Source organism: Paenibacillus sp. MZ03-122A (assembly GCF_024213325.1).
In the GTDB taxonomy this organism is placed as follows: domain Bacteria; phylum Bacillota; class Bacilli; order Paenibacillales; family Paenibacillaceae; genus Paenibacillus; species Paenibacillus polymyxa_B.
The window spans coordinates 514,168-525,976 of the sequence record NZ_JANAVI010000001.1; the positions used below are offsets into that span (position 1 = coordinate 514,168).

Consider the following 11,809-nt stretch of genomic DNA (forward strand, 5'->3'; position numbering starts at 1 on the left):
TTTATGGGTCAAATCCTTGCATGGATACTTGAATACGGATATTTGGCAATGTTCGGCTTGCTTGCACTTGGAGTAGCGGGTATGCCGATACCCGACGAAGTGCTAATGATCGCCTTCGGCGGGCTCGTGTCTCAAGGGCACTACAACTTCATTGCTGCACTGGCAGTCACATTTTTCGGTAGTATGACGGGTATGATGCTTAGCTACACATTGGGGCGTCTGTTGGGCAAACCACTTTTGCATCGATACGGAAAATGGGTGAGGCTTACGCCTTCTAGGATTGCCTCTTCTGAAAATTGGTTTGGGCGCTATGGTACCTGGGGAATCCTGTTCGGATATTTTGTCCCCGGCTTGAGACATGTATCCTCATATCTGGCAGGTACAACCCGTCTAGGCATTTTTCGCTATATCAGTTATGCATCAGCAGGAGCTTTGCTGTGGTGCGGTACATTTTTGGGGATTGGACATGCGGTGGGCATGCATTGGGAGCAGGTGGCGAAGCTAATGGAGAAGGTGACGCATCAGGTAGGGCTGGTCGTTATTCTTTTAATCGTTGCGGGAGGAATCACCGCATGGTTCTGGAACAAGCGTAAAAAAAATGTCACATGACCGCATGGAAAGTAGCTATAGCTTGAAAGCGGCGGGTGAAGTATGGTACTTTTACCGCATAGGATTGCCGTGGGAGGTCATGTAATGGAAGTATTAAAGAAACGAATTTTAAATGAAGGCGTGATTGCATCAGATCAGGTGCTGAAGCTGGATGGTTTGCTTAATCACCAGGTTGATCCAGAACTGACAATGGCAATGGGACGAGAGTTCGCAGCACGTTTCCGAGAAGAGAAGATTACCAGAGTAGTGACCGTGGAGTCCTCAGGCATTGCCATCGGGTTTGCGACAGCATTGCAATTGGGTGTACCGTTGGTATTTGCTCGTCGCAAAAAGACTCTATTAGCTGATCCAGACGCGCTGTGTGAACGCGTACCTTCGTTTACAAAAGGAATTGTTACGGATATTATGCTGTCTCGTCAATTTATTCACGAAGATGACCGTGTTCTGTTTATTGATGATATTATTGCTAATGGTGATGCGGCGCGAGGTATGGTTAAAATCATTCAACGCTCTGGAGCGGAGTTGGTTGGATTTGGTGTCGCGGTGGAAAAAAGCTTTCAGGCCGGAGCGAGAACCATCCGTGAGCAGGGTATTCGTGTAGAGTCATTGGTCAAAATTTCGTCGTTAGCTGACGGCAAGATTGAGTTTGCTGAATAGTAACAATTCAAAACTCCTGATCCTTATTTCTAATAATAACCTTTGCATGAGCTTCAATTTCGCTTATAATATAGATAAGGTTTTGGAGAGGAGGCAGCAACATGGGGAAAGAACAATTGACCGAACAGTTTTTTCTGGAAAAACTGGCAGCGGCTAAAGTACACTTTGAGCGTGCCTTGGATTGTAAGCATACGGAATTCGACGATTTGTATCCCTATATGATTGAACATCCTCAGTTTTTTTGGTATAAACGCTATGTGGCCTGGTCTGAGTTGTTGACGTTGGTTAACCTATGCGAAGAATTGTCCTTCTCTTGGAAAGAAGAATTTACTGCTCACCAAGTGGAGTATGTAGATCAGCGAGTGTTGTCTGCACAAGTGCTGGACTTCTGGTATGAGAAGAATGATACAAAAGAACATGATCACAGTGTGAATCAGTCGGGATAATTTGTCGCTCTGTTGGCAATCCATATAAGTAGTAAGAGAGAAGAGACCTAAATGATTCGTTTAGGTCTCTTTTTAAACTTTTTTCATGTATATAGAACCATGATCGTTATGTTAAAAAAGTGAATAAGGAGGGGACAAGGATGATTATGGACGAAGAATTGGATGCTTATCGACTCTCCGGTGAAAAGGTGCGTGTCGTACGCGATGGATTGGAGTCCAACGATGTTGTGGGCATTGTACTGGCATGGGATGAGGAACAGGTGCTTATTCGTCGCCAGAATCGACGTGTGGTCAAATTGGATCGCAGCTATACATACCAGTCGTTCAGCGAGCCGCGTCACAATCCGATAGATCTGGATTAGGAATGGGTTCTCAAATGGGTGTTGGATAAAAATAACTGGGTGATTCATTAGGCATACAGAAACTCTAAATCGGACACAGTAATGAAGGGAAATTCAACAGAGAGGACGTGCTGTGTCAATGACGGTTATGGACGAAAAAGTACATGCATACAAGGATCAAATCAGCCATTTGGAAGATCAGTTGCCCGAGGTAGTTCATGCATATCATCGCTTTACCGGAGAGTGCTTTCAAGCCGGCAGTCTAGATGAGAAAACCAAGCAACTGATTGCGCTAGGCATTGGCTTATTTGCCAACAATGAAGTATGCACGTTTTATCACGTGGACGAGGCGCGGTCCAAAGGAGCCAGTGATCAGGAAATTATGGAGACCATTGCTGTAGCCGCAGCAGTAGGTGGAGGACATGCTCTAAGCCAAGGGGTAACGCGTGTACAGAAGGCGTTGCAATAAGGCGAATCATTAATTGATGAGCTTATACTTCGTCATAGCGGTTATAGATCGATTTGGATATATGATGAATATGGAAAGGAGCTTCCGCGCCCAGTTGGTGTCTGCGGAAGCTTTTTTCTTTTGCGTGTTGGTTGTGCGGGGATTATGCTCTTCTGCTTGCGGCAAAAGCAGCAGGGCGAGACGTTTTACGCTTATAAGCCAAAGAGGATGTAACCAAACTTCGTTCAACGTTGCGTAGAGGTTTGGATGTTGAATTGTTTGGTAATTCGGGGCGATGTTTCTCTAGTAAAGGAAGGGCAGCTGTATGGGGCATAGAGGTTGAGAGCCCGAGATATGCTCGCATCCGCTCATACATTTCTTTGCGGAATGCTGGCATTGCCATACTGAACTGCTCTTTATTGCCGTTACTTATATAGGTGGCGTGAACGCCGGAGTGGTTTTGTTGTATGTCCAGAACTTGAATGTGATATTTATTAAATTCATGTTTTATTTCAGACAGCAGGATCCCGGTACGATCTACACCTGCGTTAACCATTTCGACATAAAGATCAGGGGTTTTCAGCATACCGCTTTCTTCAAGAATTAGGCTGTCCCGCTCAAATACTTTTTGAATAAAGGTAAGGAGCAGATAACTTTTCACAAGAGACCATTCATGCTGAGTAGTATCTAAAGAGATCATTACCATTCACCGCCTTAGGAAAATGTGATGATAATTCATAACCGAATGAAGAAAAGGAACCTTCGTTCCCAAGAACTTATGTTCTTATTTTAGTTTATTATTCCTTTTTTATCAAGAGGAAATTAACAAACATAAAAGGTTTGACATCTCGATATGAGCATGGTATGATCTATCTTGTCGCTAAGAAAGATTGATCTTTCGAGGATAAACGACAACTTATATGCGGTCGTGGCGGAATTGGCAGACGCGCACGGTTCAGGTCCGTGTGGGCTAACCCCCCGTGGAGGTTCGAGTCCTCTCGACCGCATCTATTAGAAAAGGTCTATAAAATTGCTCTCGTAGCAGTTTTAGAGGCCTTTTTCTTATATTTCTGGGGATTTGCTCATAGTTTAAGCTGAACACGTTTCTTGTCTTCCCGAAAACTATGGATTTCCATAAAGGATTCTGACAAATTACTTGATTTCTTTTAGGTGGAATTTTTGCGAATTCCTCAAGTTCATAAACAATTCTTTTATAAGGTTATCTTTTAAGATATGATAGAAAATAACGCACTTTATGATGAAGTTATTGAAAGGTTGGATGTAAGATGGAGAAAGCGACTTTTGCAGGTGGATGCTTCTGGTGTATGGTGACTCCGTTTGAAGAACAGCCGGGCATTCATGGCATTGTGTCAGGATACACTGGAGGGACGATTGCCGATCCGACCTACGAGCAGGTTAAAACAGGAACTACAGGTCACTACGAGGTGGTGCAGATTACTTTTGAACCTGAGCTGTTTCCTTATGAAAAGCTGCTCGAATTATATTGGCCGCAAACAGATCCTACCGACGGGGAAGGTCAATTTCAGGACCGGGGTACACAGTATAAACCCGCAATTTTTTATCATACAGAGCAGCAACGTGAGCTTGCACAACAGTCCAAGGAGCAGTTGGCACAAAGTGGACGCTTTGATAAGCCAATTGTAACGGAGATTCTTCCTGCTTCGATTTTTTATCCTGCAGAGGATTATCATCAGGATTACCACAAGAAAAACGTGAAGCACTATAAGGAAGATCGGGCCCAATCAGGTCGTGATGAATTTATTGATAAGAACTGGTAAGCGGCTTTATTATACGTTTCTACGCACGATAAGGCAGATCAGGGAGTATTCCATGAATCTGCCTTATACATATTTAGACGACGTTACTCACACAATGAAGGGACAGAGAAGGAGGCTGACCCGCAATGAGTACACGACGGAAGCTGCACATGAGAAATATAATAAAAAAGGCTTTAAAGGAATCTCGCGCTCGGAAAGAGCCAGCTTATGTACCTGTATTCCATTCAAGCTCCAAAATGCGAAGAACCGTAGTACTCTGTATTTCGGTATGCATGTTATTCATGGTCTGTAGTACTGGTGTTGCAGAAGCAATAGACAAACAGGACGATCCGCAAAAGATGGTTGCTGTCATTATTGACGATCTGGGAAACCATATGAAAGGAACTGAGCAAATTTTAAATTTACCCGTTAAGATTACCGTTGCTGTGATGCCCTTCCTGCCTACAACCAAGCAGGACGCTATGGAAGCGCATAAGCGCGGTCATGATGTCATCGTCCATCTTCCAATGGAGCCAAAGCAGGGGAAGCCCGAATGGCTTGGGCCTGGGGCAATTAAGGCTAATATGACGGATGAAGAAGTACATGCGAAGGTGACAGCAGCCATTAAGGATGTTCCTTTTGCGATAGGGGTGAACAACCACATGGGTTCCAAGGTCACTTCGGATAAGCGCATTATGTCCATTGTTCTTGATGTTTGTAAGGAGCATGGACTATTTTTTGTCGATAGCCGTACTAATTATCGGTCAGTGATCCCTGAGCTTGCCGCTAAAAAGGGAATGCCACCAGTACGAAATGATGTTTTTCTGGATGATGTCCATAACCTTCCCCATGTGAATCGGCAACTTACAAAAGTGGTTGAATGGCTGGATGAGCACAACACCTGCGTAACGATTGGGCACGTCGGCGTGTCTGGTATGTACACATCCTCCGCTCTTCATTCGTCGGTTCCCAAGCTAAAGGAGCACGCCAAATTTGTGGGTATTAGCGATTTGGTACGAGCTGTATGGGGATGGACGGGAGACCCAGCCATCAACACTACCATGCCGTCAGATGCGCAATAATACCTGCGGCAATAGCTTCGGCAATGCTTTTTTGACCACGATCCTCGGAAAGCATAGCTCTGTCCTGTTCGTTACTGATAAATCCGGTTTCAACAATTACAGCAGGATGCTGGATTTTATTCAAAAGATAAAAGGGTTTTCCGTACACTGTTTTTCTATTCATGCAAAATAAGCGGTTCAATGAATGCTGAATCCGTTCAGCTAACAGATAGCTGCTGCCTTCATCCTGATACAGTACAATGGGTCCCCGTTTTTCGGTACGTTTGCTCCAATTGACATGCAGGCTTACAACCAAAGCGGTGGGCAGTTGTTCTGTTAGGCTTTTACGTTGGGCGAGGTCTTTAAGGTGCCGGGATTTGGACTGCAGCCAACGGTTGTCGTCACTCAGTGCGTAGTCCTTGTCCCGATTCAGGACAGCAGGATATCCCTGGGAGCGTAAAATCAAGTACAGCTTTTGAGCAATGGCAAGATTGATATCTTTTTCCAAAATTTCTTTGTGACTTGTTCCACCATCCACACCGCCATGGCCTACATCAATCAGGACAACGGGCTTAGCAAAAGCGTGATAGGACGAATGTACGTTGGATGGACTATCTATATACTTGTTCGGTTCGTTACTTTTCTCGTCGAGCTGAGCAGCTATATAGGTAAATGGGGTGAATACAGCACTGCAAAGGATGCATAGACTGAACCCCAAGCATGTCAGCCATATTTTGTTTAACTTTTTTTTCCTCACATTCTATTCCCCCAGTGGACGAATTGATTATTTACTGAAAAACCATGCATAACAGGCGTCAAACCTAAAGCAGCGTAGCTGCCTTCAAATATGACAATTAGCCTTGGGGTAACTGTTATGTTGAAGATAGTATGTTCCATTTAAGGTAAACCATGCATAGTTATTCCCACAGGGGTTAGACCTTTTGGAAAATGAGCAAGCTAGTTTTATCTGCACCTAACGTGTGAATCCGATATTTCCAAGCAACGTAAGTGGAAACAATAGGCGCAGATTGGAGGAGGTCATGGAGGATGGCGAAGAGTGACGAACTGGTGACGTATATTACGCAGCGGATTGTTCGCTATATGGAAACGCCGCGTGATGTTCGGCGCAGTCAAAAACAAGCCAGAGAGCCGTGGGGGAGCAAATGGTTTGGCATGTTGCCTCTCGCTCTGAAAATGTGGATGAAATCCACACGCAGAGGGCGAAGGGAGCGACATTAAACTCGCCAAAGAGACCACAAGAGGCATAGGGTATGCCATTTGAGGTCTCTTTTTATGTTGTAGGGATCATTCCAATCTTTTCGTGTTTCTTAATAACTAGGAGTCCAAACGATAAAATTCGCCAGCTGACAATAACTGTTTTAGTGGTACAAATCGTGAAAGTCCATGATGGTAGGTTAACGCATATAAATTGGGCTGGGACGGATGATCTGGGGATATCCAGGACTGATACCCACTAATGGATAAGGGACCTCCAAAGGCAAAATTGATACCTGTGGCAGAAAATATAATACGCGGTGAAATACTCAGTGTATCCATAAATTGGGCTGTGTTACGGACAAAAAGTTTTTGCTTGGGTTGAAGCCAACCCAGATCGTCATAGGGATCGAAAGGAGCAGACGAGACCGTAACTGCTTGCGCCTGTGTTTTCAAAAAGGGTACAGATGAAGAGAACACATTGTTTTGGAGCTTATGTTTCCAACTCCCATCTGCCACTTCTTCAGGTAACGGATCGCCAGTTACAGCATCAATACATATTTTGCTGCCTGTAGAGGAACGCACCAGCCAATAGGCTAGTAGCGGTTCCTCATACATAGGTGTGATTTGCAGCTTGTCGATAGATGAAAAATCGGTTTCTGTGAGCGACACCAGAGATTGGCGAAGTATATCCATACTATAAGGTCCACCCGGACCATTCCCATATTCGTTGAGTTGATATACGCCATTTGAGTCTGATCCGATAATCAGGTAGCCGATGTATTCTCCCGCACGGTTTACTTGAACAAGCCAACTATGGGTTCCAGGTCCGAGCGGATGATAGCTAAGCTCAGCATCTTTCCACGAGGCAAAAGGGGGCTGCGACGATAGGGATTGTACCATGTTGTCTGCAGTCTGTTTTACGTCTGCGGGCACGCCTTGCTCCTCAGTAGGAAAACTTGCTGAAACGTCACCCGGGGAAGGAGTAGCAGGACTCGTGGAGTTCAATGGAGGAACCCGCGAGCTTTCGTTGTAGAGAGACACCAAGTTTAAATTGTTGCCTTGTGCGACTGAGGGAGCCGCATGAATGGAAGCGAACGGACAGACTGCGGACAGGCCGATCAGAACAGCTGCGATCATACCTATGCTATAGTGCCCGGAATGATTCTTCTTCAATGAAATCCACCTTTCTGTCGGCTTGATTGCCCGACGGAGGCATTCTTTTTATACAGCATACAGCCTGTCCGATAAAAAGACTGCTGCACCTTGTCGGCGCAAATGTCGTATCCAGGTTCGCTTTTTGCTGTCGATACATAGGAGACATGTTTAACCAAACTTGTGGTTACAGCAGCGGAAACTGGTGTAGGCTGAAGCAAGATGTTACAAGCTGACGATACCTCTGCAACTCTCCTGCGAAGGAGCAAGAGATATCGGTTACCGCAGATGAAATATCCCGCAGTTAATGGCGGATACGAGTACCTTGGGCTCATACTGCCATACCATTTCTTTACGGCGGGCTTGATGCTGCTCTGATAAGGCTTCTTTTTTATCCTCTTCCTCTTTCTGCTCATTGATTAGATCATCATAGTAGTGGTCAATAACCTCCAATTCCTCGCGCAATCGTTCCTTCGCCTGCTCAGCCCAATCATAATCTTGCTGACGGAGCTGTTCGGTGAGATAGCTTTCAAGCGAGCTAGAAGCTTCAGGGACAGATAACTCGGCAGGCTGCACATGCATATTACCCGCCAGCAGCGGGCTGAGCTGCCGAGTTTCGAGCATGGCGCCAAAATCGGTTACAATGGTGCCGCTTTTAAGCGAAATACCTAGCCACTGAAGTTCCTCACGCTTCAAATCGCAGGCGAATTCAATCTTATAGCAGATGCTGAGCCAAGCTTCATAGACTACGGGAGAGCGAGCAGACAGCTGACGGGCATCAGGCTGTTCAAACAAATAAACATATTTCCCTCCATCTCGTGCGGCTTCAAAAATTTGATGCAGCCGACGGCTTCCATATCGAAGCTCCTCCTGCAAAATACGTCCAGGTCCCAATTGTGGTAATGTCGGTACATGACCGAAGTAACGCCCCATGACCTGATCTTGTGCTGCGTTGCATGATGCTGGAGTTGGTGGCGTATGATCTGCTAAACGTTCCTGTTCTGTGCGATAGGCTTCCCCATCAAAGATGAAAGTGAAGGACATCGTCTGCGCTGGAACGCCAGTACGCTCTACGTATCCCCAATAGTAGGGGCGGTTTGTTAAGGCTTTATCCGCTTCTGGAGAAAGCTTGACGGTTACATGATGAGGCGACCTCTCAATGACACTGCATCCGGTAGCTTCCAGATAGGTGTGTACAAAACGCTGGACTTGCTGTGCATTCATGGTCAAACTAGCGACCTCCCTTCACACTGCGTCGAGCTTTGCCTGGAGGAACCGTATTGCCTGCTAGGCCTAATAAATCCTCGGTGTTTGGCTGGTCTGTGCGCAGTTGTTCCATTTCCTGCTTGATGGAATCCAGCGAGTGGCCCAGCTTTTGCATTTTTTTGCGAATTTCATCATCGCTACTGGATTCAAGCATGATCTTATACAGACTTTTTTCAATGGATTCTTTTTTCTCAAACTTCTCAAGAATAACGTCCAATCCGCCAATGACCATCTCAAACATATTTATCTTTTCATGCAGCAGATGCAGGATATGCTCCTCAATCGTTCCGGTTGTGGACAAGTTGAAAATATTAACATCATGCGTCTGTCCAAGCCGATGTACCCGTCCGATCCGCTGCTCCACGCGCATGGGATTCCACGGTAAATCGAAGTTAATCATATGGTGACAAAATTGCAGGTTAATTCCTTCACCACCCGCTTCGGTGGCAATCATGACCTGAATGCGCCCACGGAACAGATCCATCATCCAATCCTTGCGTCCACGGTTCATACCGCCTCGGTAAGGAACAGCAGATAGGCCACGGTCACGGAAATAATTCAGCAAATACTCCTGTGTGGCCCGGTATTCTGTAAAAATGATCACTTTTTCGTTCATCTGACGGATAAGCTCGAGCGCTTTTTCTGCTTTGGAATTAGCCTTGATCGCTTTAATATGTGCAACCAAATCCCAGACACGATCGCGTAGGGGAGAGTCTGGGGCCATCTTTTTAGACAAGTTGACCAGCGTCACGAACACAGCGTCCCGGCTGCTGCACACTTCCCGTTGAAGGGTGACGAGAGACAGCATACTACTTAAATTTCCGCCATTCGCCTGGTATTGCTCTTTCACAAAAGAAGTCACCCCATCGTACAGCGCTTGCTCTTCCGGCGAAAGTTCCAAGTGAATGTTGGAAACATTTCGTTTGGTGAATTGAACCGGGCCTTCTCCGCGACGATTGCGGATCATGACTTTAGATAGCTCATCCTTGAGCTGATCTTCATTTTTGGGTAGACGTTTATCTACAACAAAGTTGGCTGAAAAATCGCCATGTCTTCCCAATTGACCAGGCTTGAGCAGTGTAATCAGGTTAAACAGCTCAGACAGATCGTTTTGTACGGGTGTTGCTGTCAGGAGCAAACAATATTTTTTACGCAGCTTCATAATGAACTGGTAGTTGGATGTCTTTTTATTTTTCAGCTTATGAGCCTCGTCTATAATGAGCAGGTCATAATCGGTATCTAGTAGGATGTTACTATGGGGCTCCCGCTTGGCGGTATCCATAGAGGCCACGACGACCTCGGAAGACCAAGAATACGCTTTTTTCTGGGCGACAGCGGGAATACCGAATTTGCTGTTCAGCTCACGCACCCATTGTAGGACCAGAGATGCGGGTACAAGAATAAGCACTTTGGAAGCCAGCCCGCGAACCAGATATTCCTTTAGGATCATTCCAGCTTCGATTGTTTTGCCTAGGCCGACTTCATCGGCAAGAATGGCACGTCCGGACATTTGAAACAGTACCTTTCGAGCGGTATCCAGCTGATGGGGTAGTGGAGTGAGGTCTTGCAAATGCTGTAGACATTGAAGCTCATCAAAGCTCGGCACCAGTTTGACTTTTTCAGCCTCAATGGCCAGCTGATACAGATTCCAATCTCCCCAAGGGCCACCTTTGCGCAGCCGCTGGTCCAGCTCATCCTGCCAGCTTCGATCAAATTGCACCGGAACAGGCAGTGGCGCTTGATTAGGTATGTGCGGGGAACTTGTCGATTTGGCTTTCATGATGATTTCCCTCCCTCCTGGTAGTAGCACAGTTGAAGCTCTTGGTTCTGTCACATATGTGGCATCTATTTAGCACAGATCGTAGATGTAGTATGGACGGAAAAAGATATCTTCATAACAGGAGGGATGAAATCCTTTAGCTGCCTTCCATTAACTTTTGGAGTTTACTTTCCGTAGAGGTCTGCGCAATAGGCGTGTAGATGCTGCAACGGAGATCAACACTGCCCTGTACCTGAAGAGAAGTCAGGTCAAATAGCATTTTGCCAGCCTTGGCATGACGAAATTCAATGAGCACCTCCGGCGCGGAGCTTACTTCACTCTGATTCCAAAGCTCGTTAAACTCTGGGTAGGTCTGACTCATATTTTGTATAAATTGTGCATACCAGGGGTCTGTTACGTATTGTCCGTAATAAGCGCGGAAAATTGCAAGGAACCCCTTTACAAAGTGTTCCCAATTCACGGCTAGACTTTTAAACTCCTTTTTGGTGAATAGCAGTTCAATCATATTGCGTTGCTCATGTGGTAGCTCGGCAAAATCCATAAAAACATGAGCAGCAGCGGCGTTCCAGCCGACAATATGACAACGCCGATCTGAAATAATAGCAGGGCAGTAGTGTAGCTCTTGTACGATCTTTTGCAGAGAGGGGGAAATGACGGCCTGCTCTGCAGGAACAGGAAGGCTGTGAGACCCGGCCTCGATCGCCAAATCATACAAATATTTGCGCTCGTCTGTGTTCAACTGCAATGCGGCAGCAATAGCATCCAACACAGAGGCGGACACCTTAATATCTCGTCCTTGCTCCAGCCAGGTATACCAGGTCGTACTGACACCTGCCAGCTGAGCGACTTCTTCTCTGCGCAAGCCTGGTGTTCTGCGACGTGATCCTTGGGGGAGACCGACCATATGTGGGTGTAGGCGGGCCCTTTTTGTTTTTAGAAAAACAGATAGTGCTTCCAGACGTGCTTCCGTTTTCATAGGTATTTTCTCTCCATTCAATGGGTATATCCGAAGTGAGCAAATAAGGCGTTTACTATAGTAGTGTTCATTATACC

Annotated in this window: 14 protein-coding genes and 1 tRNA gene; 9 read left to right on the plus strand and 6 right to left on the minus strand. The window is 45.9% G+C overall.

The annotated features are described in order from the left end of the window. The first annotated feature begins 3 nt into the window (after positions 1 to 3). From NLX74_RS02520 to NLX74_RS02540, 5 genes are all read left to right on the plus strand, one after another. Positions 4 to 609, plus strand: coding sequence for a DedA family protein (locus tag NLX74_RS02520; RefSeq protein ID WP_250268020.1), 606 nt, complete (start codon positions 4 to 6; stop codon positions 607 to 609). A gap of 84 nt (positions 610 to 693) precedes the next feature. Further along, a complete protein-coding gene (locus NLX74_RS02525; protein ID WP_254327855.1) occupies positions 694 to 1,266 on the plus strand; it encodes a xanthine phosphoribosyltransferase in 573 nt (190 codons plus the stop codon). Positions 1,267 to 1,367: 101 nt separating this feature from the next. Next, positions 1,368 to 1,712 carry a hypothetical protein gene (locus NLX74_RS02530; protein WP_007429850.1) on the plus strand — a complete coding sequence of 115 codons (345 nt, stop codon included), beginning with the start codon at positions 1,368 to 1,370 and terminating at the stop codon, positions 1,710 to 1,712. 140 nt (positions 1,713 to 1,852) lie between these two features. Further along, a complete protein-coding gene (locus NLX74_RS02535) occupies positions 1,853 to 2,074 on the plus strand; it encodes a hypothetical protein (protein ID WP_061828588.1) in 222 nt (73 codons plus the stop codon). 118 nt (positions 2,075 to 2,192) lie between these two features. Continuing rightward, a complete protein-coding gene (locus tag NLX74_RS02540) occupies positions 2,193 to 2,522 on the plus strand; it encodes a carboxymuconolactone decarboxylase family protein (RefSeq protein ID WP_013309744.1) in 330 nt (109 codons plus the stop codon). 142 nt (positions 2,523 to 2,664) lie between these two features. Here the strand turns inward: NLX74_RS02540 and NLX74_RS02545 are convergent, their stop codons facing one another. Continuing rightward, positions 2,665 to 3,201, minus strand: a complete 537-nt coding sequence (locus NLX74_RS02545) for a YhjD family protein (RefSeq protein WP_254327856.1) — start codon at positions 3,199 to 3,201, stop codon at positions 2,665 to 2,667. Between the two features lie 222 nt (positions 3,202 to 3,423). Here NLX74_RS02545 and NLX74_RS02550 point away from each other — a divergent pair. The 3 genes from NLX74_RS02550 to NLX74_RS02560 all read left to right on the plus strand — a co-directional run bounded on the left by NLX74_RS02550 (position 3,424) and on the right by NLX74_RS02560 (position 5,361). Continuing rightward, a tRNA-Leu gene (locus NLX74_RS02550) sits at positions 3,424 to 3,508 on the plus strand. Between the two features lie 279 nt (positions 3,509 to 3,787). Next, entirely contained in the window at positions 3,788 to 4,300 is a 513-nt protein-coding gene (msrA, locus tag NLX74_RS02555) for a peptide-methionine (S)-S-oxide reductase MsrA (RefSeq protein ID WP_061828586.1), read from the plus strand. Between the two features lie 125 nt (positions 4,301 to 4,425). Then, positions 4,426 to 5,361, plus strand: a complete 936-nt coding sequence (locus NLX74_RS02560) for a divergent polysaccharide deacetylase family protein (protein ID WP_254327857.1) — start codon at positions 4,426 to 4,428, stop codon at positions 5,359 to 5,361. Here NLX74_RS02560 and NLX74_RS02565 read toward each other — a convergent pair. Then, positions 5,336 to 6,097 (minus strand): N-acetylmuramoyl-L-alanine amidase, encoded by a 762-nt coding sequence (locus NLX74_RS02565; RefSeq protein WP_254327858.1) that lies wholly within the window; start codon positions 6,095 to 6,097, stop codon positions 5,336 to 5,338. The two genes, NLX74_RS02560 and NLX74_RS02565, sit on opposite strands and share 26 nt — an antisense overlap. A 290-nt stretch (positions 6,098 to 6,387) precedes the next feature. Between NLX74_RS02565 and NLX74_RS02570 the strand changes: the two genes are divergently transcribed. Further along, a complete protein-coding gene (locus NLX74_RS02570; RefSeq protein WP_029516735.1) occupies positions 6,388 to 6,579 on the plus strand; it encodes a YqzE family protein in 192 nt (63 codons plus the stop codon). Between the two features lie 96 nt (positions 6,580 to 6,675). On the opposite strand, the gene NLX74_RS02575 is transcribed toward NLX74_RS02570, so the two are convergent. From NLX74_RS02575 to NLX74_RS02590, 4 genes are all read right to left on the minus strand, one after another. Beyond that, positions 6,676 to 7,731 carry a hypothetical protein gene (locus NLX74_RS02575; RefSeq protein ID WP_254327859.1) on the minus strand — a complete coding sequence of 352 codons (1,056 nt, stop codon included), beginning with the start codon at positions 7,729 to 7,731 and terminating at the stop codon, positions 6,676 to 6,678. A gap of 258 nt (positions 7,732 to 7,989) precedes the next feature. Beyond that, positions 7,990 to 8,940 (minus strand): YqhG family protein, encoded by a 951-nt coding sequence (locus NLX74_RS02580; protein ID WP_254327860.1) that lies wholly within the window; start codon positions 8,938 to 8,940, stop codon positions 7,990 to 7,992. A 1-nt stretch (position 8,941) separates the two neighbouring features. Next, positions 8,942 to 10,756 (minus strand): DEAD/DEAH box helicase, encoded by a 1,815-nt coding sequence (locus NLX74_RS02585; protein ID WP_069291644.1) that lies wholly within the window; start codon positions 10,754 to 10,756, stop codon positions 8,942 to 8,944. Between the two features lie 136 nt (positions 10,757 to 10,892). After that, positions 10,893 to 11,732 carry a helix-turn-helix transcriptional regulator gene (locus NLX74_RS02590; protein ID WP_165175805.1) on the minus strand — a complete coding sequence of 280 codons (840 nt, stop codon included), beginning with the start codon at positions 11,730 to 11,732 and terminating at the stop codon, positions 10,893 to 10,895. Positions 11,733 to 11,809 lie beyond the last annotated feature (77 nt).